This is a genomic window from Salmonella sp. WC3, from assembly GCF_042932255.1.
Classification (GTDB): Bacteria; Pseudomonadota; Gammaproteobacteria; order Enterobacterales; family Enterobacteriaceae; genus Salmonella; species Salmonella enterica.
In genome coordinates this window covers 4,154,733-4,177,027 of record NZ_CP170629.1, presented here as the reverse complement: position 1 = coordinate 4,177,027, position 22,295 = coordinate 4,154,733, and the positions used below count along the sequence as shown (strand labels likewise).

The 22,295-nt window shown below is 53.3% G+C and carries 21 protein-coding genes; 12 read left to right on the top strand and 9 right to left on the bottom strand.

Going from position 1 to position 22,295, the window contains the following annotated elements; genetic code table 11:
- Positions 1-173: 173 nt before the first annotated feature.
- Positions 174-1,649 (bottom strand): outer membrane channel protein TolC, encoded by a 1,476-nt coding sequence (gene tolC, locus ACFK9X_RS20415; RefSeq protein ID WP_151117541.1) that lies wholly within the window; start codon positions 1,647-1,649, stop codon positions 174-176.
- A gap of 200 nt (positions 1,650-1,849) precedes the next feature.
- On the opposite strand from tolC, the gene nudF reads away from it, so the two are divergent.
- Genes nudF through parE form a run of 5 tightly spaced genes read left to right on the top strand, consistent with a single transcriptional unit; the run spans position 1,850 to position 6,254 of the window.
- Positions 1,850-2,482, top strand: a complete 633-nt coding sequence (gene nudF / locus ACFK9X_RS20410; protein WP_001231950.1) for an ADP-ribose diphosphatase — start codon at positions 1,850-1,852, stop codon at positions 2,480-2,482.
- Entirely contained in the window at positions 2,479-2,901 is a 423-nt protein-coding gene (locus ACFK9X_RS20405) for a DUF1249 family protein (protein WP_000833404.1), read from the top strand. Before nudF ends, ACFK9X_RS20405 begins: the two co-directional genes overlap by 4 nt.
- Before the next feature lie 24 nt (positions 2,902-2,925).
- Positions 2,926-3,753 (top strand): 3',5'-cyclic-AMP phosphodiesterase, encoded by an 828-nt coding sequence (gene cpdA / locus ACFK9X_RS20400; protein WP_000444735.1) that lies wholly within the window; start codon positions 2,926-2,928, stop codon positions 3,751-3,753.
- A complete protein-coding gene (gene yqiA / locus ACFK9X_RS20395) occupies positions 3,753-4,334 on the top strand; it encodes an esterase YqiA (protein ID WP_000105725.1) in 582 nt (193 codons plus the stop codon). The genes cpdA and yqiA overlap by 1 nt, the downstream gene beginning before the upstream one ends.
- A 27-nt stretch (positions 4,335-4,361) precedes the next feature.
- Positions 4,362-6,254, top strand: coding sequence for a DNA topoisomerase IV subunit B (parE, locus tag ACFK9X_RS20390; protein ID WP_000195318.1), 1,893 nt, complete (start codon positions 4,362-4,364; stop codon positions 6,252-6,254).
- A 124-nt stretch (positions 6,255-6,378) separates the two neighbouring features.
- Here parE and ACFK9X_RS20385 read toward each other — a convergent pair whose 3' ends face one another.
- The 4 genes from ACFK9X_RS20385 to qseB form a co-directional block, all read right to left on the bottom strand.
- A complete protein-coding gene (locus ACFK9X_RS20385) occupies positions 6,379-6,693 on the bottom strand; it encodes a putative quinol monooxygenase (protein WP_000958587.1) in 315 nt (104 codons plus the stop codon).
- Between the two features lie 31 nt (positions 6,694-6,724).
- Positions 6,725-7,306, bottom strand: a complete 582-nt coding sequence (locus ACFK9X_RS20380; protein ID WP_151117539.1) for an NAD(P)H-dependent oxidoreductase — start codon at positions 7,304-7,306, stop codon at positions 6,725-6,727.
- A gap of 106 nt (positions 7,307-7,412) precedes the next feature.
- A complete protein-coding gene (qseC, locus tag ACFK9X_RS20375; protein ID WP_151117536.1) occupies positions 7,413-8,762 on the bottom strand; it encodes a quorum sensing histidine kinase QseC in 1,350 nt (449 codons plus the stop codon).
- Complete coding sequence (gene qseB, locus ACFK9X_RS20370; protein WP_001221574.1) at positions 8,759-9,418, bottom strand: quorum sensing response regulator transcription factor QseB; 660 nt, start codon at positions 9,416-9,418, stop codon at positions 8,759-8,761. The genes qseC and qseB overlap by 4 nt, the downstream gene beginning before the upstream one ends.
- A gap of 152 nt (positions 9,419-9,570) precedes the next feature.
- On the opposite strand from qseB, the gene ACFK9X_RS20365 reads away from it, so the two are divergent.
- The 5 genes from ACFK9X_RS20365 (at position 9,571) to ftsP (ending at position 15,750) form a co-directional block, all read left to right on the top strand.
- The gene (locus tag ACFK9X_RS20365) at positions 9,571-9,963 is read left to right on the top strand and encodes a YgiW/YdeI family stress tolerance OB fold protein (protein WP_151117534.1); all 393 of its coding nucleotides are present in this window, start codon (positions 9,571-9,573) and stop codon (positions 9,961-9,963) included.
- A 71-nt stretch (positions 9,964-10,034) separates the two neighbouring features.
- Positions 10,035-10,901 (top strand): GyrI-like domain-containing protein, encoded by an 867-nt coding sequence (locus tag ACFK9X_RS20360; protein WP_023201106.1) that lies wholly within the window; start codon positions 10,035-10,037, stop codon positions 10,899-10,901.
- Positions 10,902-11,011: 110 nt separating this feature from the next.
- Positions 11,012-13,270, top strand: coding sequence for a DNA topoisomerase IV subunit A (parC, locus tag ACFK9X_RS20355; RefSeq protein ID WP_001281861.1), 2,259 nt, complete (start codon positions 11,012-11,014; stop codon positions 13,268-13,270).
- A gap of 256 nt (positions 13,271-13,526) precedes the next feature.
- Positions 13,527-14,264 (top strand): 1-acylglycerol-3-phosphate O-acyltransferase, encoded by a 738-nt coding sequence (plsC, locus tag ACFK9X_RS20350; RefSeq protein WP_000965730.1) that lies wholly within the window; start codon positions 13,527-13,529, stop codon positions 14,262-14,264.
- Between the two features lie 73 nt (positions 14,265-14,337).
- Positions 14,338-15,750: a cell division protein FtsP gene (gene ftsP, locus ACFK9X_RS20345; RefSeq protein WP_000010658.1), complete on the top strand. Its 1,413-nt coding sequence runs from the start codon at positions 14,338-14,340 to the stop codon at positions 15,748-15,750.
- A gap of 44 nt (positions 15,751-15,794) precedes the next feature.
- On the opposite strand, the gene ACFK9X_RS20340 is transcribed toward ftsP, so the two are convergent.
- Genes ACFK9X_RS20340 through ACFK9X_RS20330 form a run of 3 tightly spaced genes read right to left on the bottom strand, consistent with a single transcriptional unit; the run spans position 15,795 to position 18,620 of the window.
- On the bottom strand, positions 15,795-17,102 hold the full coding sequence (locus tag ACFK9X_RS20340) for a TRAP transporter large permease (protein WP_151117532.1): 1,308 nt from the start codon (positions 17,100-17,102) through the stop codon (positions 15,795-15,797).
- Between the two features lie 10 nt (positions 17,103-17,112).
- Positions 17,113-17,595 (bottom strand): TRAP transporter small permease, encoded by a 483-nt coding sequence (locus ACFK9X_RS20335; protein WP_001221825.1) that lies wholly within the window; start codon positions 17,593-17,595, stop codon positions 17,113-17,115.
- Between the two features lie 41 nt (positions 17,596-17,636).
- The gene (locus ACFK9X_RS20330; RefSeq protein WP_000799367.1) at positions 17,637-18,620 is read right to left on the bottom strand and encodes a TRAP transporter substrate-binding protein; all 984 of its coding nucleotides are present in this window, start codon (positions 18,618-18,620) and stop codon (positions 17,637-17,639) included.
- Between the two features lie 488 nt (positions 18,621-19,108).
- Here ACFK9X_RS20330 and ACFK9X_RS20325 point away from each other — a divergent pair, with 488 nt between their 5' ends.
- Both ACFK9X_RS20325 and ACFK9X_RS20320 read left to right on the top strand, forming a co-directional pair.
- Positions 19,109-21,280 carry a YgiQ family radical SAM protein gene (locus ACFK9X_RS20325; protein WP_001626724.1) on the top strand — a complete coding sequence of 724 codons (2,172 nt, stop codon included), beginning with the start codon at positions 19,109-19,111 and terminating at the stop codon, positions 21,278-21,280.
- 202 nt (positions 21,281-21,482) lie between these two features.
- A complete protein-coding gene (locus ACFK9X_RS20320; protein WP_000525382.1) occupies positions 21,483-21,677 on the top strand; it encodes a hypothetical protein in 195 nt (64 codons plus the stop codon).
- Between the two features lie 157 nt (positions 21,678-21,834).
- On the opposite strand, the gene ACFK9X_RS20315 is transcribed toward ACFK9X_RS20320, so the two are convergent.
- On the bottom strand, positions 21,835-22,290 hold the full coding sequence (locus ACFK9X_RS20315) for an HIT family protein (protein ID WP_000128242.1): 456 nt from the start codon (positions 22,288-22,290) through the stop codon (positions 21,835-21,837).
- Positions 22,291-22,295 lie beyond the last annotated feature (5 nt).

Below are 22,295 nucleotides of genomic sequence, written 5' to 3'. Positions count from 1 at the left end.
TCAGAATAGAGGATGACTGGTCGAAATTGAAGCGAGAAAAGGCGAGAATGCGGCGGAATAGCAGGATCTTTACGTTGTCTTACGTTCAGGTGCGGCTTTATGACAGGTAGCGCCGCGCTTACCAGACCTACAAGGGCACAGGTCTGATAAGCGCAGCGCCAGCGAATAACTTATCAATGCCGGAATGGATTGCCGTTATTGCTGTTGGCGCGAGCGGCGGTCGGCTGTACTGCCGGCGCGGCGCTATGGGCATTATAACCGTCTGCGGCGGCATCCTGATCTGGCGTTTCCAGCGCTACGCTTTCCGGCGACGTCGGGATAGGTTTACCCAACGTACTGTTAAGCGCGAGCAGATCCTGCTCGTTCAGCGTACCGAGCGCATATTTGATATTTAACTGATTAATCAAATAGGTATAACGCGCGTTGGCCAGTTGCTGCTTGGCATCATACAGAGTGGTGGTGGCATCCAGTACATCAACAATGGTACGTGTACCGACCGAGTAACCGGCTTCCATTGCATCCAAAGAACTTTGCGCGGAAACGACTGCCTGTTTATACGCGTTGATGCTGCTGATGGAGGCGTTAATATTGTTAAAGGAAGAACGTACGGTCTGCACCACGCTACGGTGCGCGCTTTCCAGCTGTTCGCTTGCGCCGACGAAGTTATACTGCGCCTGTTTTACCTGCGAGTTAACCATTCCACCTTGATACAGCGGCAGGGAGAAGTTAAGGCCGATTTTATTCTGCCCCATGTTGCTATCGTCGTACTGGGTGGAGTTGGTTTTAGAACCGCTATAAGAGGTATCAGAAATGCCGGTTGAGGCCGTTAAATTCAGCGTCGGCAGATGGCCATCCTGCGCCTGACGGATTTGCTCGCGCGCCAGATCCTGACTTAAACGCGCCTGCAACAGCGACAGGTTACGGTTTTCCGCTTCCTTCAGCAGCGCATTAACAGCTTTGGGTTTGTCGGTTTTAAAATGCTCGACGTTAAGCGACGCCAGCTCCGGGTAATAATTGCCGGTCACCTGGCGCAACTCTTCTACCGCGTTATCCAGGTTGTTGCGGGCGGTCACTTCATTCGCCAGTACGGTATCATATTGCGCACGGGCGTTTTGCACGTCGGTAATGGCGACCAGACCCACGTTAAAACGTTGCGTCGTTTGATCTAACTGACGGTAGATAGCCTCTTTTTGCGCCTGGGTATAGGAAAGCACATCAATAGCGTTCAATACCTTAAAATACGCGTTCGCGGTATTGAGGATCAGCGTCTGCTGATCGGTCTGATAGGTGACATCCTGAATGCCTGCTGCTTTTTCTTGCAGGGTGAGCCCACGCCATTTCGACATATCAAATAGCGTCTGCGTTAATTGCAGGGAAGCGCTGGTTTCATTGGAGTTGATACCGTTCGCATCGCGATAACCGTTGCTGTAGGTGTAGTCGGCACCTAAACCCAGTTGCGGCAGTAAAGGACTACGCGCTTCGTTAATTTTTTCGAATGCAGCATCGCGATCGGCAGCGGATTTACGCAATTCCGGGTTGCTCAGGCGTGCTTGCTGATAAACTTGCATCAGGTTCTCTGCCTGGCTTAGTGTGCTGAACCCCGACAGGCTCAGGCCGATAAGGATGGGGAGCAATTTCTTCATTTGCATTCCTTGTTGTGAAGCAGTATTTAGCGCTGATCAATTTGTAAAAATAATTGCTGATTCTAGCAGAATCCGCCACTGCAAAAAGTTGGCGTTACGTGCCATACGAGCCTTAATTGGCACCAATTTACCACAAGGGTGATAAAACAGCAGTCAACCACCCTTGAAATTCATCATTTAATCATTATTGCTAGCAGGGCAGCACAATGCGTAAATCAGACAACTTGCCAGTTACTTTCACCAAAAGCGATGTAGAAATTATTGCACGGGAAACGCGCTATCGCGGTTTTTTTTCATTGGATGTGTATCGATTCCGCCATCGTTTATTCAACGGAGAAATGAGTGGCGAGGTAAAGCGCGAAATTTTTGAGCGCGGGCACGCCGCCGTCTTGCTACCCTTTGACCCTGAACGCGACGAGGTGGTGCTGGTCGAACAGATTCGTATTGCCGCGTATGACACAAGCGTTACGCCGTGGCTGCTGGAGATGGTCGCTGGCATGATAGAAGAAGGCGAAACCATTGAGGCGGTCGCCCGGCGGGAGGCGATGGAAGAAGCGGGGCTGACCGTAGGCCGCACCCGACCGGTCATCAGTTACCTGGCGAGCCCAGGAGGAACCAGCGAGCGCTCATCTATTCTGGTGGGTGAAGTGGACGCCACGACCGCGGCAGGTATTCATGGTCTGGCGGATGAAAACGAAGATATTCGGGTTCATGTGGTAAGCCGGGAACAGGCATACCAGTGGGTAGAAGAGGGGAAAATCGACAACGCAGCCGCAGTCATCGCTTTGCAATGGCTTCAGTTGCATCATCAAGAGTTAAAAAACGAGTGGAAAAAATGAAGCGTTATACACCTGACTTCCCAGAAATGATGCGTTTGTGCGAAACCAATTTTTCGCAATTGCGCCGCCTGCTGCCGCGCAATGACGCCCCCGGTGAAACGGTGAGCTATCAGGTGGGCAACGTACAATATCGGTTAACGATTGTGGAATCGACCCGATACACTACGCTTGTAACGATCGAGCAAACGGCGCCAGCCATCACCTACTGGAGCCTGCCGTCGCTGACGGTGCGCCTCTACCATGATGCGATGGTGGCTGAAGTGTGTTCAAGCCAGCAGATCTTTCGCTTCAAAGCGCGGTATGATTATCCAAATAAAAAGTTGCATCAACGCGACGAAAAGCATCAAATTAATCAGTTTCTGGCCGACTGGCTACGATTCTGTTTAGCACATGGAGCGATGGCGATTCCGGTTTATTAGCGTCGTGAAACCTAAGGACACCATTTGGAAAGCCTGTTAACCCTACCTCTGGCTGGTGAGGCCCGAGTCAGGATTTTACAAATTACAGATACTCACCTGTTTGCCGAAAAGCATGAAACGCTGTTAGGCGTCAATACCTGGGAAAGTTACCAGGCCGTGCTGGAGGCTATTCGGGCGCAACAGTATGAATATGATCTGATCGTGGCCACCGGCGATCTGGCGCAGGATCAATCCGCTGCGGCTTATCAGCATTTTGCTGAGGGTATCGCAAGCTTTCGCGCGCCTTGCGTTTGGCTACCGGGCAATCATGATTTTCAGCCGGCAATGTACAGCGCGCTGCAAGAGGCGGGGATTTCCCCGGCTAAACGCGTGTTAATCGGTGAACAATGGCAGATTTTGTTGCTGGATAGCCAGGTGTTTGGCGTCCCGCATGGCGAACTGAGCGAGTTCCAACTGGAATGGCTTGAGCGTAAGCTCGCCGATGCGCCAGAGAGACAGACATTGCTCCTTTTGCACCACCATCCGTTGCCGGCAGGGTGCAGTTGGTTGGATCAGCACAGCTTGCGTAATGCCGGCGAGCTGGATAGCGTGCTGGCGAATTTCCCGCGTGTAAAATATCTGTTATGCGGACATATTCACCAGGAGCTGGATCTCGACTGGAACGGACGCCGTCTGCTGGCGTCGCCGTCAACCTGCGTACAGTTCAAACCGCACTGCGCGAACTTTACGCTGGATACTATCGCGCCGGGCTGGCGTACGCTGGAGCTCCGGGCGAACGGCGTCCTGGAGACGGAAGTGCATCGCCTGCAGGATACCCGGTTCCGACCCGATACCGCTTCGGAAGGATACTGATGTCTACGCTTCTCTATTTGCACGGATTCAACAGTTCCCCTCGCTCGGCAAAAGCGTGCCAGCTAAAAAACTGGCTGGCGGAGCGTCATCCGCATGTTGAGATGATCGTCCCTCAACTACCGCCGTATCCTGCCGATGCGGCGGAGTTGCTGGAATCTCTCGTGCTTGAGCATGGCGGTGCGCCATTAGGGCTGGTAGGATCGTCGCTGGGTGGTTATTACGCCACCTGGCTGTCGCAATGTTTTATGCTGCCGGCTGTGGTGGTGAATCCCGCCGTGCGGCCCTTTGAATTACTGACCGACTATCTCGGTCAGAACGAGAACCCCTACACCGGGCAGCAATATGTGCTAGAGTCTCGCCATATTTATGATCTTAAAGTCATGCAGATTGACCCGCTGGAAGCGCCGGACCTGATCTGGCTACTGCAACAGACGGGCGATGAAGTGCTGGATTACCGCCAGGCGGTGGCATATTACGCCTCCTGCCGTCAGACAGTGACCGAGGGTGGTAATCACGCATTCACGGGCTTCGAAGATTATTTCAACCAGATTGTCGATTTTCTTGGACTGCACAGTTGCTGACAATCAATTCGAATTGCTAATTAAACCATGACGCAAACTTATAACGCTGATGCCATTGAGGTACTCACTGGGCTTGAGCCGGTACGCCGCCGCCCGGGGATGTACACCGATACGACCCGCCCCAACCATTTGGGTCAGGAAGTGATTGATAATAGTGTGGATGAAGCACTGGCAGGTCACGCCAAACGCGTGGATGTCATTTTACATGCCGATCAATCGCTGGAAGTGATTGACGACGGACGCGGGATGCCGGTGGATATCCATCCGGAAGAGGGGGTTCCGGCGGTAGAACTGATCCTCTGTCGACTTCATGCCGGCGGTAAATTCTCCAATAAGAACTATCAGTTCTCTGGTGGTCTGCATGGGGTGGGGATTTCGGTAGTAAATGCCCTGTCAAAGCGCGTGGAAGTGACCGTGCGCCGCGACGGTCAGGTCTATAACATCGCGTTTGAAAACGGCGAAAAAGTGCAGGATTTGCAGGTTGTCGGCACCTGCGGTAAACGTAATACTGGAACCAGCGTCCATTTCTGGCCGGACGAAAGTTTCTTCGACAGCCCGCGTTTTTCTGTCTCTCGCTTAATGCACGTTCTGAAAGCAAAAGCGGTGCTGTGTCCCGGCGTGGAAATCACTTTTAAAGATGAAGTGAATAACAGCGAGCAGCGCTGGTGCTACCAGGATGGTCTGAACGACTATCTGGGCGAAGCGGTAAACGGCCTGCCGACGCTGCCGGAAAAGCCGTTTATCGGTAATTTTAACGGTGAAACGGAAGCGGTTGACTGGGCGCTATTGTGGCTGCCGGAAGGCGGCGAATTACTGACGGAAAGCTACGTCAACCTGATCCCGACCATGCAGGGGGGGACGCACGTCAACGGTCTGCGCCAGGGCCTGCTCGACGCGATGCGCGAATTTTGCGAATACCGCAATATTCTGCCGCGCGGCGTCAAACTGTCGGCGGAAGATATCTGGGATCGCTGCGCTTATGTGCTTTCCGTGAAAATGCAGGACCCGCAATTTGCCGGGCAGACCAAAGAGCGTCTGTCGTCGCGTCAATGTGCGGCATTTGTTTCCGGCGTGGTGAAAGATGCCTTCAGCCTGTGGCTGAACCAGAACGTGCAGGCGGCGGAACAACTGGCAGAGATGGCGATTGCCAGCGCGCAGCGGCGACTGCGCGCCGCAAAAAAAGTGGTGCGCAAAAAGCTCACCAGCGGTCCGGCGTTGCCGGGGAAACTGGCGGACTGTACCGCGCAGGATCTTAATCGGACCGAGCTGTTCCTTGTGGAAGGGGATTCGGCAGGCGGTTCCGCCAAGCAGGCGCGCGATCGCGAATATCAGGCGATCATGCCGCTCAAAGGTAAGATCCTTAACACCTGGGAAGTCTCTTCCGATGAAGTGCTGGCCTCGCAAGAGGTGCATGATATTTCCGTGGCGATCGGTATCGATCCGGACAGCGACGATCTGAGTCAGCTGCGCTACGGCAAGATCTGTATCCTGGCGGATGCGGACTCCGATGGTTTGCATATCGCTACGCTGCTTTGCGCGCTGTTTGTCAGACATTTCCGCGCGCTGGTGAAGAATGGTCATGTCTATGTCGCGCTACCGCCGCTATACCGTATCGATTTGGGTAAAGAGGTCTATTACGCGCTGACGGAAGAAGAGAAGGCGGGCGTACTGGAACAACTGAAGCGTAAGAAAGGCAAGCCGAACGTACAGCGTTTCAAAGGCCTGGGTGAAATGAACCCGATGCAGTTACGCGAAACCACGCTTGATCCAAATACTCGCCGCCTGGTGCAGCTCACCATTAGCGATGAAGACGATCAGCGTACTAACGCGATGATGGATATGCTGCTGGCGAAGAAACGTTCTGAAGATCGACGCAACTGGCTACAGGAAAAAGGCGATCTCGCGGATCTCGACGTGTAACGGTTGTTGCACGCTTTATCCGGTCTGCGTGGCGCAGGCCGGATAAGCGAATCCGACATGACGCCGCAGCCTGATGGCGACACTTGCGCATCGCATCAGGGAGACGTCAGACGAGGGTAATAACTTAAACGCCGGATTCCAGAATACGAATATTCATTTCCAGCACATCGTCTTTTACCGCGTCGCTGTAGGCTTTCATATGCGGGGTTTGCAGATGCGCCTCAAGGTGCGCAACGCTTTCCCACTGTTCAATCATCACGATCGAGTCAGGCGCCAGAGTCTGAAAACTCACGCCCGCGGCATGATCCACCATCGGCGCGTAACCGTGGCACCCCTCTTCTTTAAGAACGGTTGGAATAATTTTCGCAAACTGGTCGAGGACGGCCTGACGGTGATGTTGGCCCGGACGCGTGCGAATTTCGGCAATGACGGTAAGCATGGTTAACTCCTTCTAATTCCAGGATGACCAGTTAAGCAAAAATTTCGCTCAGATGCTTGCGATATTCTGCGGTATAGCGCGGAACATCCGGCATTTTAATCACGTCGTTGGCAATAAACGTTGGCAGCGCGTCCATGCCCAGGAACTGGTTGGCTTTATGGAAGGGCAGATAGACGCCATCTACGCCTACGCCGTGGAAAAACTGATCTTTTTCGGTAAATGCTTCCATCGGCGCGTTCCACGTCAGTGACAGCATATATTTTTTCCCCTGCACCAGACCGCCGGAACCGTACTTTTTAGCGGCATCGGAACGCGTGCGGCCATCGCTGGCATAGAGCGTGCCGTGACCTTCGGTAAAGACATCATCCATATATTTTTTTACTGTCCATGGCGCGCCCATCCACCAGACTGGCATCTGCCAAATCACCACGTCAGTCCAGACGAAATTCTGCACCTCTTCTTTAATGTCATAGTCGCTGTCGGCGCGGACGATCTTAACCTGATGACCCAGATCGCGCAGCAGCCCATCGGCAACTTCGGTCAGGGTGTCATTTAACTGGCCGTTGGAGTGCGCGAATTTTTTCGCCCCGTTGATAATCAGGATGTTACTCATTTTGTGTCCTCAAGAAATGCGTTTGCTGCTGATTCTACGCTGACGGGCGGTGCGGTGAAATTAGCAAAATGTGCAAAGTCTTTTGCGTTTTTGGCAAAAATCTCTGCTACCAGCGTACTACGGCCTCAAATCCACCTTCCGCGGCGTTGCCAAACGACACCGTCATGCCGTGCAGCGTAGCGATGCGACGGACGATTGATAATCCCAGACCGCTGCCGGTCACACTTTGGCCAGGCGGGCGGTAAAAACGTTCGCCGATATGCGTCAGAATCTCTGGCGCTACGCCGGGGCCATTATCTCTGACGGTGAAGCTGCGGGCATGTAAGGTAACGTCGACGACGCTGCCTTGCGGACTGTAGCGAATCGCATTATCCAGCAGGTTACGCACTAACAGGCTTAAGAGTAGCGGCTGGCCGGTACGTATGACGTCATGGGCGTTAAGCTGTAAACGCACGTCGATATTCGCCTGCTGCGCCGGATGATAAATATTCATTACCGCGGACTGCAGTAGCTCTTCCAGCGAAATCTCCGCTACATCCTGCAAATTATTGAGCGAGTCGAGACGCGATAACGTCAGTAGCTGATCGACCAGCCGCGTGGCGCGATCGATCCCCGCATGGAGCTGGGTCAGCGCTTTATCACGCGATAGCGGATCGTCGCCCGAGAGCTGCGCCACCTCGGTTTGTACTTTCAGCGCGGCCAGCGGGCTGCGCAATTCATGGGCGGCGTCGGAGGTAAATCGCCGTTCGCGCACCATCATGGAGTGGATGCGGCTAAAAAGCTGATTAAGCGCTTCGACCAGTGGGCGAACCTCGCTCGGTACGCCTTTGGTGTCGAGCGGCGTTTCCGATTCCGGCGACCGGAAGCGTAGCGCCTGCGCCAGTTTTTTCAACGGTCTGAGCTCGCGGTGAAGCAGGAGCAATAAAATCAGCAGCATGAAGGGAAGGGCGATCAGCCACGGCGTTAATTGCGCCGCCACGATCGCCAGCGCCATATCTTCGCGGTAATCCCACTCCTGACCGACGACGATACGATACTTGCCGTCCGCCGAGTTCAACCACAAAAAACGCCAGAGGTCGTTGTCATCCTTCAGATAGCCATTGTCGAAACCTTCCCGGCGATAGCGATACGGAATATCCTGGCCGTTGTCGCCATCATGCAGCAACATTTTGCCATCAGCGGAAAAGATGGCGAACGCCAGCGCATCGTCATCGATATGCCCATGTTTTAATTTCTTTGGCGTATGCGCCATGCGCTGCGGGGCGTTGATCTCGTTAAGATCAAGGGTGCTAAGCCGTCTGGCGAACAACATCAACTGTGTGTCAAACAGCTCGTCGACATTATCCGTCGTCTTTCTCCAGGCCACAAAACTGGAGATTGCCCAGGTGATGGAGACCAGAATCAGGAAAATAAGCGTCAGCCTGACGCGCAGGCTGAGACGTTGCGTCAATTTCATGCGTCACCCAGGGTGTAGCCGATGCCGTGTACGGTGCGAATAAATTCGCTGCCGAGCTTGCGGCGTAAATGATGAACATGGACTTCCACTGCATTGCTGGACACGTCGTCATCCCAGTTATACAGCTTCTCTTCAATAAGCTTGCGCGGCAGCACGCGACCTTTGTTGCGCAGTAAGAGTTCCAGCAACGCGAACTCTTTTGGTTTTAAGGCCAGCGGTTCGCCGGCAAGCGTCGCGACGAGATTGCCTGGATTGAGCGTCACCTGGCCGTGGCGCAATTCGCTACTGGCCTGACCGCTGGCGCGGCGTACCAGCGCCTCCAGACGGGCGGCGACCTCAATGAGCGCGAAAGGTTTACATAAATAGTCATCGGCGCCCAGACGTAGCCCCTCGACGCGCTCTGCTAACGCGTCGCGCGCCGTCAGGATCAGTACCGGTTCCTGTTTACCCTTTTCGCGCCATTCGCGCAAAATATCCCGTCCGTCCATGCCTGGCAGCGTCAAATCTAAAATAACCGCATCATAAGGCGCGCTGTAAAGCGCCTCTTTGCCCGGGCGTCCCTCGGTAAACCAGTCGACGCTGAAACCCATTTTACTCAGGCCCGCTTTTATGCCATCGCCAATAAGTGTGTCATCTTCTACCAGTAAAATTCGCATCTGTTCTTCCTTGCGGTAACTCGCGTTACCGTCAGTTAACCTTGTCGCCGCAGACGATGTACAGAAAAAAAGATTCTTTTTTTGCCTTAAGAAGTTGTTAAGGATTACCATTATTAAATGGATCTGAAACGACATGAAAGGGAAAAGTAATCATGAAAAAATTAGCTGCAATCGTTGCCGTTATGGCACTGTGTTCTACCCCGGTTCTGGCGGCTCAGCAGGGCGGTTTCTCCGGCCCGTCGGCGACGCAAACGCAAGGCGGCGGATTTGTCGGCCCGAACGGCAGCAGCACGACGGTAGAGAGCGCTAAATCGCTGCGTGACGATGCGTGGGTAACGCTGCGCGGGAATATCGTCGAGCGCATTTCCGACGACCTGTATGTGTTTAAAGATGCGACCGGTACTATCAATGTGGATATTGACCACAAGTGTTGGAACGGCCTGACCGTAACCCCGCAGGATACCGTTGAAATTCAGGGCGAAGTGGATAAAGACTGGAACTCTGTCGAAATCGACGTAAAACAGATTCGTAAAGTGAATCCGTAATCCCACATTGCGCAAGATCGGTCAGGATTCACAGCCGCCCGGTGGGCAGAATAGGCCACAAGGAGGCAGTGATGAATGACCTGATCAGCGCGGCTTATTCCGAACGTCTGCGGCGCGTTTGCGACCACATTGAGCGTCATCTGGATGAGCCTCTGTCGCTTGAGGCGTTAAGCCGGATGGCGCACAGCTCGCCGTTTCATTTTCACCGGCAGTTTACCACCTGGAGCGGGCTTCCGCTCTATCGCTATATCCAGTGGTTGCGTTTGCGCCGCGCGTCATGGCGGCTGGCGTTTAACCCGCAGGATAAAGTTATCGATATCGCGCTGGATGCCGGGTTTCAGAATCCGGAGTCGTTCACACGTGCTTTCAAAACCGCGTTTGGTCAAAGCCCGCGCCGGTTTCGGCAATCGCCGGACTGGCTGGCCTGGCACCAACGCGTTCCTAAACTTGCGTTACAGGAGCAGCATGTCATGGACGTAAAAATCGTTGAATTTCCACCTACCCGCGTCGCGATGCTGACGCATCTGGGGCATCCGGATAAGGTCAACGCCAGCGCGGCGAAATTTATTGCATGGCGGCGCGAAACGGGGCAGTCGCCGATTGCCAGCAGTCAAACTTTTGGTATTGCTTGGCACGACCCGCAGACGACGCCGCCGGATCAATTCCGCTTTGATATCTGCGGCAGCGTCCACCAGCCGATAGCCGAAAATGACGTTGGCGTGGTGAATAGCGAGATTCCTGGCGGGCGCTGCGCGGTGGTACGCCATCAGGGATCGCTCGACAGCCTCCCGGAGAGCGTGTGGTATTTATTCCGCGAATGGCTACCGGCCAGCGGCGAGACGCTGCGCGATTTTCCGGTCTTCTTCCAGTACCTGAATTTCGTCAATGAGGTGGCGGAACATGAGCTGCTGACGGATATCTATCTGCCGCTTCGTTAACTTCCTCGTCACCTGGCTCACGGTTTGTGACTCAGACCGTGAGATAGGGTATTATCTGCGGCAATATTGCCGTCCGAACGGTCAGCATGCAGATTGAGGATCCCCTGTTAATGAGCGATATGGCAGAGCGCCTTGCGCTACATGAATTTACGGAAAACGCCTACTTAAACTACTCCATGTACGTGATCATGGATCGTGCGTTGCCGTTTATTGGCGACGGCCTGAAGCCGGTACAGCGCCGCATCGTCTATGCGATGTCAGAGCTGGGGCTGAACGCCAGCGCTAAATTTAAAAAATCCGCCCGTACCGTCGGTGACGTACTGGGTAAGTATCATCCGCACGGCGACAGCGCCTGCTATGAAGCCATGGTGCTGATGGCGCAGCCGTTCTCTTACCGTTACCCGCTGGTCGATGGCCAGGGAAACTGGGGCGCGCCGGATGATCCGAAGTCATTCGCGGCAATGCGTTATACCGAATCTCGCCTGTCCAAATATGCCGAGCTGCTGTTAAGCGAACTCGGTCAGGGGACGGCGGACTGGGTGCCAAACTTCGACGGCACGATGCAGGAGCCGAAAATGTTACCGGCGCGTCTGCCGAACATCCTGCTGAATGGCACCACCGGTATAGCGGTGGGCATGGCAACAGATATCCCGCCGCACAACCTGCGCGAAGTGGCGAAAGCGGCGATTACGCTGATTGAGCAGCCGAAAACGACGCTGGATCAGTTGCTGGATATCGTCCAGGGGCCGGATTACCCGACCGAAGCGGAGATCATTACCCCACGTGCGGAAATTCGTAAAATTTACGAAAACGGGCGTGGCTCCGTGCGTATGCGCGCGGTATGGACCAAAGAAGACGGCGCCGTGGTGATCACCGCGCTGCCGCATCAGGTCTCTGGCGCGAAAGTGCTGGAGCAGATTGCTGCGCAGATGCGTAATAAAAAACTGCCGATGGTGGACGATCTGCGCGATGAATCGGATCACGAAAACCCGACGCGTTTAGTGATTGTGCCACGCTCCAACCGTGTGGATATGGAACAGGTGATGAACCATCTGTTCGCCACCACCGATCTGGAAAAAAGCTACCGTATTAACCTGAACATGATCGGTCTGGATGGTCGTCCGGCGGTGAAAAACCTGCTGGAGATCCTCACCGAGTGGCTGGCGTTCCGCCGCGACACGGTGCGCCGTCGTCTGAACTATCGTCTGGAGAAAGTGCTTAAGCGCCTGCATATCCTCGAAGGTTTGCTGGTGGCGTTTCTCAACATCGACGAAGTGATTGAGATTATCCGTAACGAGGATGAGCCGAAACCCGCGCTGATGTCGCGTTTCGGCATCAGCGAAACCCAGGCGGAAGCGATTCTCGAACTGAAACTGCGCCATCTCGCCAAACTGGAAGAGATGAAAATTCGCGGCGAGCAGGACGAGCTGGAAAAAGAGCGTGACCAGTTGCAGGGCATTCTCGCGTCCGAACGCAAAATGAATACCTTGCTGAAAAAAGAGCTACAGGCAGATTCCGATGCCTATGGCGACGATCGCCGTTCTCCGCTGCGTGAGCGCGAAGAAGCTAAAGCGATGAGCGAACACGACATGCTGCCGTCCGAACCGGTGACTATCGTGCTGTCGCAGATGGGCTGGGTGCGCAGCGCCAAAGGTCATGATATTGATGCGCCGGGGCTTAACTATAAAGCGGGCGACAGCTTTAAAGCCGCGGTGAAAGGTAAGAGTAATCAACCGGTGGTGTTTATTGATACCACCGGGCGCAGCTATGCTATTGATCCCATTACGCTTCCGTCGGCGCGTGGGCAGGGCGAGCCGCTGACCGGCAAACTCACGCTGCCGCCGGGGGCGACCGTAGAGCATATGCTGATGGAAGGCGATGACCAGAAACTGCTGATGGCGTCGGATGCGGGCTACGGCTTCGTTTGTACGTTTAACGATCTGGTTGCCCGTAACCGTGCCGGTAAGGCGTTGATTACACTGCCGGAAAATGCGCACGTCATGCCGCCGCTGGTGATTGAAGACGAGCACGATATGCTGCTGGCGATTACCCAGGCCGGACGGATGTTGATGTTCCCGGTAGACTCTCTGCCGCAGCTGTCGAAAGGCAAAGGGAATAAGATTATTAATATCCCCTCTGCGGAAGCGGCGAAAGGCGATGATGGACTGGCGCACCTGTACGTGCTGCCGCCACAAAGCACTCTGACTATCCATGTCGGGAAGCGCAAAATCAAACTGCGCCCTGAAGAGTTACAAAAGGTGGTCGGCGAACGCGGACGCCGTGGCACATTAATGCGCGGCCTGCAGCGTATCGATCGCATTGAGATTGATTCGCCGCATCGCGTAAGTCATGGCGACAGCGAAGAGTAAGAGAGGGGCGCCCGTAGGCCGGACAAGGCATCTAAGCCGCCATCCGGCGCTCTGCCGTTGCCGGATGACGACGCAGTAGCGTCTTATCCGGCCTACGGTTTCAGATCGGATTAACATTAAAATTTCCCGTAAAACCGTTGTTTATTCGTGCATTGCGATTAACAATACGTTTTTCCAGAGAGCCACACTTACCAAAATCCTAACCTGAATTTCAGGTGACGTAGAATGCCGGGCTCTTAGACCTTCAGAGGTTGTTATGCTATATATTTTTCGTCTTATTGTTACCGTTATTTACTCCATTCTGGTCTGTGTTTTCGGTTCTATTTACTGCCTTTTCAGCCCACGTAACCCAAAACACGTGGCGACGTTTGGACATATGTTCGGCCGTCTGGCCCCGCTGTTTGGCCTGAAAGTGGAGTGCCGCAAACCCGCCGACGCGGAAAACTATGGCAATGCTATCTATATTGCTAACCACCAGAATAATTATGATATGGTCACGGCGGCGAATATTGTGCAGCCGCCAACGGTGACGGTGGGGAAAAAAAGCCTGCTTTGGATCCCGTTTTTTGGGCAACTGTACTGGCTGACCGGTAATCTGTTGATTGACCGTAATAACCGCGCCAAAGCGCATAGCACCATTGCGGCAGTGGTTAACCATTTTAAAAAGCGCCGTATTTCTATCTGGATGTTCCCTGAAGGTACGCGTAGCCGGGGACGCGGTCTGCTGCCGTTTAAAACCGGCGCGTTTCATGCGGCTATCGCGGCTGGTGTGCCGATCATTCCTGTCTGCGTTTCCAACACCTCTAACAAAGTCAATCTAAACCGCCTGAACAACGGACTGGTTATTGTGGAAATGCTGCCGCCAGTCGACGTCAGCGAATATGGTAAAGATCAGGTTCGCGAGCTGGCGGCCCACTGTCGTGCGTTAATGGAGCAAAAAATCGCGGAACTTGATAAAGAGGTTGCGGAACGTGAAGCGACCGGTAAGGTTTAAGCAGTCTTACTCTGTTATTGTAGAAATCATTTTTTCAGGCACAACTCTTTAGCCTGTTTTACATGGAGCTTATATGTCATTCAGTCGGCGTCAGTTTCTTCAGGCATCGGGAATCGCACTATGTGCAGGCGCGATTCCCCTCAGGGCGAATGCTGCCGGTCAGCAACAGCCGTTGCCTGTTCCGCCGTTGCTGGAGTCCCGTCGCGGGCAGCCGTTGTTTATGACGCTACAGCGAGCGCACTGGTCCTTTACGCAAGGCACGCGCGCGCCGGTCTGGGGAGTGAACGGTCGTTATCTGGGGCCGACAATCCGCGTCTGGAAAGGCGATGACGTTAAACTCATCTATAGCAACCGCCTGGCGGAAAATGTCTCCATGACGGTTGCTGGTTTACTGGTGCCGGGGCCGCTGATGGGTGGCCCGGCGCGTATGATGTCGCCGAACGCGGACTGGGCGCCGGTGTTGCCGATTCGTCAGAGCGCCGCGACGCTGTGGTATCACGCTAACACGCCTAACCGCACTGCGCAGCAGGTGTATAACGGCCTGGCCGGAATGTGGCTGGTCGAAGACGACATTAGTAAAACGCTGCCCATTCCGAACCATTACGGCGTGGATGATTTTCCCGTCATTATCCAGGATAAACGGCTGGATAACTTTGGGACGCCGGAGTACAGCGAACCGGGAAGCGGTGGTTTTGTCGGCGATACGCTGCTGGTGAACGGCGCGCAAAGCCCCTATGTCGAAGTGTCCCGCGGCTGGGTGCGGTTACGGTTGTTGAACGCCTCGAACTCGCGGCGCTATCAGCTTCAGATGAGCGATGGCCGGGCGCTGCATGTGATTTCAGGCGATCAGGGCTTTTTACCTGCGCCGGTTTCCGTCAAACAGTTGTCACTGGCGCCCGGCGAGCGACGTGAAATCCTGGTTGATATGACCAACGGCGACGAAGTCTCGATCACCTGCGGGGAAGCGGCCAGCATAGTCGATCGGATTCGCGGTTTCTTTGAGCCTTCCAGTATTCTGGTTTCGACCCTGGTGCTGACGTTACGGCCAACCGGATTGCTGCCGCTGGTGACCGATAATCTGCCGATGCGTCTGTTGCCGACGGAGATCATGAGCGGCGCGCCTGTCCGCAGTCGGGACATCAGTCTTGGCGACGATCCGGGGATTAACGGCCAACTGTGGGATGTGAATCGCATTGATATTACCGCCCAACAAGGCACCTGGGAGCGCTGGACGGTACGCGCCGATATGCCGCAGTCGTTCCATATTGAGGGCGTCTCTTTCCTGATTCGTAACGTCAACGGCGCTATGCCGTTCCCGGAAGATAGAGGCTGGAAAGATACCGTCTGGGTGGATGGGCAAGTCGAATTGCTGGTCTATTACGGTCAGCCGTCCTGGCCGCACTTCCCGTTCTATTTCAACAGCCAGACGCTGGAAATGGCTGACCGCGGCTCGATTGGGCAAATGCTGGTGAATCCGGCGTCGTAAAGCGTCCGAGTACGGGTCTGAATAGCGCAGACCCGTCAGGGTTTTCAGGAAGGAGCAAACAGCGTGGGAAGCAGCAGACTCAACTGCGGGAAGTAGCAAATCATCGCCATGACCACAAAGAGTGCCAGAAACATCGGTAATAGCGGTTTGACGACTTTATCAATACTGATTTTGCCGATACTGCAACCGACGAACAAAATAGTGCCTACCGGGGGCGTACACAGTCCGATGGTTAAATTGAAAACCATAATAATGCCAAAATGGACAGGGTCGATTCCCAGATGTTGAGCAATGGGAAGGAAAATAGGCGTAAAGATCAGAATAGCCGGGGTAATATCCATAAACGTCCCGACGAGTAACAAAATGAGATTGATAATCAGCAAGATGACCCATTTATTTTCGGACACGCTGGTAATCATTTCATTAATCAGTTCAGGAACATCAGCATTGGTCATCGCCCATGACATTCCCATTGAGCAGCCGACCAGTAAGAGAACAATAGAGCTGGTTACTACCGAATCCAGCAGAATATCGCGCAACTTACTCACATTAATTTCTCGATAAATGGCCGCCAGCGCCAGGCTATAGATTACCGCGATCGCAGAGGCCTCTGTTGGCGTAAATACGCCGCCGATAATGCCGCCGATAATAATAAATATCAGCAACAGGCTGGGCAATGAATCGCGGAATACCGACAGAAACTGCCGCAGGTTGATGCGTTCGGCAACCGGGTAATGGTGGCGATGGGCATACAGCGCCGCTACCGTCATTAAAGCCAGCTCGGTTAAGATGCCGGGCAGGTAGCCCGCCAAAAACAGGGCGGCGACAGAGGTGCCGCCGCTAGCCAGCGAATAGACAATTAGCACATTGCTGGGCGGGATCATCAGGCCAATCGGCGCCGAAGCGACGTTGATCGCCGTAGAGAACGCCGGAGAGTAGCCCTCTTTTTCCTGTAATGGCGACATGATGCCGCCCACCGCGGCCGCAGAAGCGACAGCCGAGCCGGATATCGCGCCAAACAGGGTGTTCGCCAGAATATTGCAGTGCGCCAGCGAACCGGGAAGGCGGCCAACTAACGCCTGAGCCAGATTCACCAGGCGCCGGGCGATTCCCCCGGTATTCATGATATTGCCGGCTAACACAAAAAAGGGGATCGCCAGCAGCGTAAAGCCATCGAGACCGACGGTCATTTTTTGCGAAATAACCGAGATTGCCGCATCCGGGGGAAGGGCTATCAGGATTGAGAATAAGGACGACAGCCCGATAGCGAATGTAATAGGAACGCCGACCGCCAGCATAATGGCAAAGCTGCCAAATAAAACAATTATTGGGTAAATATATTCAAAGTCCATATACCCCTCGTTAGCGAAGATGGCGCTGATGATAATTATCAATAACGTTCACAATGGTGTAGTACACCAGGATGACGCCGCTAATCGGCATGACCCAATAGACTTTATCCATAGGCCATTTTAATACCGGGGACATTTGGCTGACGTGCGCCGCTTTTTCAACAATAATATCACCGCCGTACACCATAAAAATCAGCGCGAACACGGTAATAATCACCTGAATGATACTGTCGAGCACGAGGGCGGGCGTTCGGGAGAGTTTTTGCGCTAACAAATCGATAGCTAAATGTTTTTTTAATCCGGCGGTATAGACGCCGCCTAACAGAATCATCCACATAAAAAGAATCTGGGTGAATTCGTCGAGCGTGCTGCTTGGCGCGTTGAATATAAAGCGCGCCGCCACCTGCCAGGATACGCAGGCAACCATGATCGCCAGAATAATACAGCAGCACCCGGCCAGTATTTTGTTCAGTGCATTGGTGAGTATTCGCATATTACATCCTGTAAAGGGCAGGAGAACCCTGCCCGGCAGATTTACATATTCTCGATGTATTCCAGATCCTTCGCTGATTGAGCATCTTTCGCGCGGAACTCATCAAACAAGGGCTTAACACGCTGTTTGAACGCGGATTTATCAATATCAACAACGGTCGCATTCATGGCCTTCATGCTCTCATAAGCCTCTTTTTCCGCGGCGGGCCAGATGACGTCTTTCATTTGCTGCATGGATTCATCTGCGGCTTTATATAACGCTTTCCGCTCTTTATCGCTCAATTTGTTAAGTACTTTGGTACTGATGACCAGGACATCCGGCACCATCGTGTGCTCGTCGCGGGAATAGAATTTCGCCACCTCCGCATGACGCATATCGGCATAAACCACGGGGTTGTTTTCGCCGCCATCGACCACGCCTTGCTGAAGCGCGGTATAGAGTTCGCCTTGCGCCATCGGCGTCGGCACGCCGCCGAGCGCTTTCACCATCGCGATAGCGCTGGGGCTTTGCTGCACTCTGATTTTCATACCGGCTAAATCGTCGGGTTGAGTGATGGGCTTACCAGCGTAAAAACTGCGGGCGCCGCCGTCGTACCAGGTTAAGCCGACGAAGCCTTTGCTTTCGGAGGACGCGAGAATGCGTTTCCCTAAGTCGCTTTTCAGTACGTTGTAGTAGTGATCGCGGTCGCGGAATAAAAACGGCAGGCTAAACACGCTATATTCCGGCGCAAAAGACTCCAGCGATGCCGCATTGACTTTCACCATTTGCAGAGCGCCGGAGTTCATCAATTCCAGCGATTCACGTTCGTTGCCCAGCGTGGCGTTGGGGTAAATACGAATATTTAATTCGCCGTCCGAATAGGCTTTCGCTTTATCGGCCAGATAGCTCATCGCTTTGTGAACGGCGTGGCTTTTATCCTGATTGTGGCTCAGTTTCAGCGTGGTTTTGGCGAGCGCTGGAAATGCCAGTAGCAAACAGCCGGCCAGTAATACCGCTGATGTTGTGAATGAACGTGTGTTTTTCATATCTGCTTCCTTATAGGTTGGGATTCCTGTGGTTATCGTTGATTAATTAATAACCTGCTGATACGTAAGGTATTGCGTAGGGGAAAGGCGTGGTGATGGTGTTCTTTATCCCCTGAACTCTGTCAGCCAATTTAATTTAATCAATAGACCAAAGAAAGAGATCTGGTTCACAGAAGAAAGTCATGGTAAAAACAGTGCCGTGAGCAATTCAGCGAAGTTTTTTTATATATTACTGATGATATGATATTTTTTTTACTTTTTGTTGTTATGGCGATACTGCGTTTTTAGACGTGGGTATAATTAATTGCATACCAATTTGGAGATATTCATAAGACCAATTTCAAACACATCAGGCCAGGCCGTTTAAAGTTGTTTCTATTTCGCGCCAGCCCTGCATATAAGGCGATAATCTCCTTCATTTTCGCTATAGATACGGCTTATAATCCCCGACCTTTGATTATTTTTTTGCCAATCGTTTTGGAAGCAATATGAGCGCTATCTCCCTGATCCAACCGGATCGCGACCTTTTCTCCTGGCCGCAGTACTGGGCCGCCTGCTTTGGGCCGGCGCCGTTTTTGCCGATGTCACGTGACGAGATGGATCAACTTGGCTGGGATAGCTGCGACATTATTCTGGTAACCGGCGACGCCTACGTCGACCATCCGAGCTTCGGCATGGCGATTTGCGGTCGTATGCTGGAAGCGCAGGGCTTCCGCGTGGGGATCATCGCCCAGCCTGACTGGAACAGCAAAGACGACTTTATGCGTCTGGGAAAACCGAACCTGTTCTTCGGCGTCACCGCCGGCAACATGGACTCGATGATCAACCGCTACACCGCCGACCGTAAGCTGCGCCATGACGACGCCTACACCCCGGATAACGTCGCGGGCAAACGCCCGGACCGCGCCACGCTGGTCTATACCCAGCGTTGCAAAGAAGCGTGGAAAGATGTCCCGGTGATCCTTGGCGGCATTGAGGCCAGTCTGCGCCGTACCGCGCATTACGACTACTGGTCTGATACTGTGCGTCGTTCGGTGTTAGTCGATTCCAAAGCCGACATGCTGATGTTTGGCAACGGCGAGCGTCCGCTGGTGGAAGTGGCGCACCGTCTGGCAATGGGCGAAACCATCGATCAGATTCGCGACGTGCGTAACACTGCGATTATGGTTAAAGAAGCGCTGCCTGGCTGGAGCGGCGTCGACTCCACTCGTCTGGACACGCCGGGTAAAATCGATCCAATTCCCCATCCCTATGGTGAGGATCTGCCGTGCGCGGATAACAAGCCGGTCGCGCCGAAAAAGCAGGAAGCTAAAGCGATTACCGTGCAGCCGCCGCGTCCGAAGCCGTGGGAAAAAACCTATATCCTGCTGCCATCCTTTGAAAAGGTGAAAGGCGACAAGGTGCTGTACGCCCATGCGTCGCGTATTCTGCATCACGAAACTAACCCTGGCTGCGCGCGGGCGCTGATGCAAAAACACGGCGACCGCTATGTCTGGATCAACCCGCCCGCCATACCGCTCTCCACTGAAGAGATGGATAGCGTGTTTGCGCTGCCGTATCAGCGTGTGCCGCACCCGGCTTACGGCAATGCCCGTATTCCGGCCTATGAGATGATCCGCTTTTCGATCAATATCATGCGCGGCTGCTTTGGCGGCTGCTCTTTCTGCTCGATCACTGAACATGAAGGGCGCATCATTCAGAGCCGCTCGGAAGACTCTATTATCAACGAGATCGAAGCGATCCGCGACACGGTGCCGGGGTTTACCGGCGTGATCTCCGATCTGGGCGGTCCTACCGCGAACATGTATATGCTGCGCTGTAAGTCGCCGCGTGCGGAGCAGACCTGTCGTCGCCTGTCATGCGTCTATCCGGATATCTGTCCGCATATGGATACTGACCATACGCCGACGATCAATCTTTATCGCCGCGCCCGTGAGCTGAAAGGCATTAAGAAAATCTTAATTGCCTCCGGCGTGCGCTACGACATCGCCGTAGAAGATCCTCGCTACATTAAAGAGCTGGCGAGCCATCATGTGGGCGGCTATCTGAAGATTGCGCCGGAGCATACTGAAGAAGGTCCGCTGTCGAAAATGATGAAGCCGGGTATGGGCAGCTACGATCGCTTTAAAGAGTTATTTGACCTTTACTCTAAACAGGCCGGAAAAGAGCAGTATCTGATCCCGTATTTTATCTCCGCGCATCCGGGCACGCGGGACGAGGATATGGTGAATCTGGCGCTGTGGCTCAAGCGCCACCGCTTCCGTCTGGATCAGGTGCAGAACTTCTACCCGTCGCCGTTGGCGAATTCGACCACCATGTATTACACCGGCAAAAACCCGCTGGGTAAAATTGGTTATAAGAGTGAAGAAGTGGTGGTGCCGAAGGGAGACAGGCAACGTCGCCTGCATAAGGCGCTGCTGCGTTATCACGATCCGGCGAACTGGCCGCTGATTCGCCAGGCGCTGGAAGCGATGGGGAAAAAGCACCTGATTGGCGGTCGCCGTGAGTGTCTGGTGCCTGCGCCGACCATTGAAGAGATGCGCGAAGCGCGTCGCCAGAACCGCAACACGCGCCCGGCGTTGACCAAGCATACGCCGGTGGAACATCAGCGGCAGGGGCTTGCTGCGAATAAGAAGCGCGGGAAAGGCGCAGGGCGTTAATTACCTTTGAATCTGTTGCTTCTGGAAGCTAATGTTTCTGGAAGTAACAGACATCTAAATATATTGTGTCGGTCTTTAGTAATTGCTAAATTACGGGGAGCTTTATATTTTATTTAAATATTATTGATTGTATAAATTAATTATATATTACCTTAATGATTAAGGCATGATGCTTGTATACAGCCCCAGAGGAGGGGATATCATGGGTATGATTATTATTCCCTGTTTTATCGTAATTGCTATAATAGCTGTTGTTATATTCATAATGGCTATTAAAGCATGTAATATGGAAAAACGTGAAGACAGGCAAATGACTCTTGCAGGGATAATTTTAATGGGTGTTATTGCCGCTATTCCTGGATGGTTTTTGTACGAAATATTTAGCCACGCGCCGTAATATTTAACCTACCAGGGTTGATATATTAAAATAGATAAGAAGTATATAATCTAAGGTATAATGCCTGACGGCGCTGCGCTTATCAGGTCTATGAATAGCACAGTTTTGTAGGCCGGATAAGGTGCTTACACCGCCATCCGGCAGAAGTGCTCCGTATTTATGCCTCACGAATTCTGGCCGCCAGCGCGGCCAGTTTTTCATCATCAGCCCGTTCATGATCGTGTGACGACAGATATCCTTCATACTGTTCGAAAAATTTATTCTGCCGCGATTCAATCGGTTTCCAGTGGGTTAAATCGCCAGTACCGTGCATGGGGCTTAATTTACTGTGCACATGGTCTACGCCGAAACCTTCGAAGAACATTCCCGTACGACTGACATCCGGGAAAGCCTTATCCAGTTTCTTAGCCACTTTTTGGGTCGCCAGCATCAGGTCCGCTAACGCCTGCGGCGGTAGATCGAACGCGTAGCTGGGGTAATGTTTTTTCGGGATCACTACGGTAAACCCATCGGTATTCGGAAAAATCGACAAAAAAGCCAGGTGATGCTCATCTTCCCAAACTTTATGACAAGGTGCTTTACCTTCAACTATTTGACAGAAAATGCAGGTCATTCCAT

Bases quoted from the DNA above. Each gene is read 5' to 3' on its own strand.
- ACFK9X_RS20385 (WP_000958587.1), bottom strand. From the start codon at position 6,693: ATGCTTACCGTCATTGCCGAAATTCGCACGCGTCCGGGCCAACATCAC.
- tolC (WP_151117541.1), bottom strand. From the start codon at position 1,649: ATGCAAATGAAGAAATTGCTCCCCATCCTTATCGGCCTGAGCCTGTCG.
- ACFK9X_RS20405 (WP_000833404.1), top strand. From the start codon at position 2,479: ATGAAGCGTTATACACCTGACTTCCCAGAAATGATGCGTTTGTGCGAA.
- parC (WP_001281861.1), top strand. From the start codon at position 11,012: ATGAGCGATATGGCAGAGCGCCTTGCGCTACATGAATTTACGGAAAAC.
- ftsP (WP_000010658.1), top strand. From the start codon at position 14,338: ATGTCATTCAGTCGGCGTCAGTTTCTTCAGGCATCGGGAATCGCACTA.
- ACFK9X_RS20335 (WP_001221825.1), bottom strand. From the start codon at position 17,595: ATGCGAATACTCACCAATGCACTGAACAAAATACTGGCCGGGTGCTGC.
- plsC (WP_000965730.1), top strand. From the start codon at position 13,527: ATGCTATATATTTTTCGTCTTATTGTTACCGTTATTTACTCCATTCTG.
- ACFK9X_RS20365 (WP_151117534.1), top strand. From the start codon at position 9,571: ATGAAAAAATTAGCTGCAATCGTTGCCGTTATGGCACTGTGTTCTACC.
- ACFK9X_RS20315 (WP_000128242.1), bottom strand. From the start codon at position 22,290: ATGACCTGCATTTTCTGTCAAATAGTTGAAGGTAAAGCACCTTGTCAT.
- ACFK9X_RS20340 (WP_151117532.1), bottom strand. From the start codon at position 17,102: ATGGACTTTGAATATATTTACCCAATAATTGTTTTATTTGGCAGCTTT.
- ACFK9X_RS20380 (WP_151117539.1), bottom strand. From the start codon at position 7,306: ATGAGTAACATCCTGATTATCAACGGGGCGAAAAAATTCGCGCACTCC.
- qseB (WP_001221574.1), bottom strand. From the start codon at position 9,418: ATGCGAATTTTACTGGTAGAAGATGACACACTTATTGGCGATGGCATA.
- ACFK9X_RS20325 (WP_001626724.1), top strand. From the start codon at position 19,109: ATGAGCGCTATCTCCCTGATCCAACCGGATCGCGACCTTTTCTCCTGG.
- parE (WP_000195318.1), top strand. From the start codon at position 4,362: ATGACGCAAACTTATAACGCTGATGCCATTGAGGTACTCACTGGGCTT.
- ACFK9X_RS20320 (WP_000525382.1), top strand. From the start codon at position 21,483: ATGGGTATGATTATTATTCCCTGTTTTATCGTAATTGCTATAATAGCT.
- qseC (WP_151117536.1), bottom strand. From the start codon at position 8,762: ATGAAATTGACGCAACGTCTCAGCCTGCGCGTCAGGCTGACGCTTATT.
- nudF (WP_001231950.1), top strand. From the start codon at position 1,850: ATGCGTAAATCAGACAACTTGCCAGTTACTTTCACCAAAAGCGATGTA.
- yqiA (WP_000105725.1), top strand. From the start codon at position 3,753: ATGTCTACGCTTCTCTATTTGCACGGATTCAACAGTTCCCCTCGCTCG.
- ACFK9X_RS20360 (WP_023201106.1), top strand. From the start codon at position 10,035: ATGAATGACCTGATCAGCGCGGCTTATTCCGAACGTCTGCGGCGCGTT.
- ACFK9X_RS20330 (WP_000799367.1), bottom strand. From the start codon at position 18,620: ATGAAAAACACACGTTCATTCACAACATCAGCGGTATTACTGGCCGGC.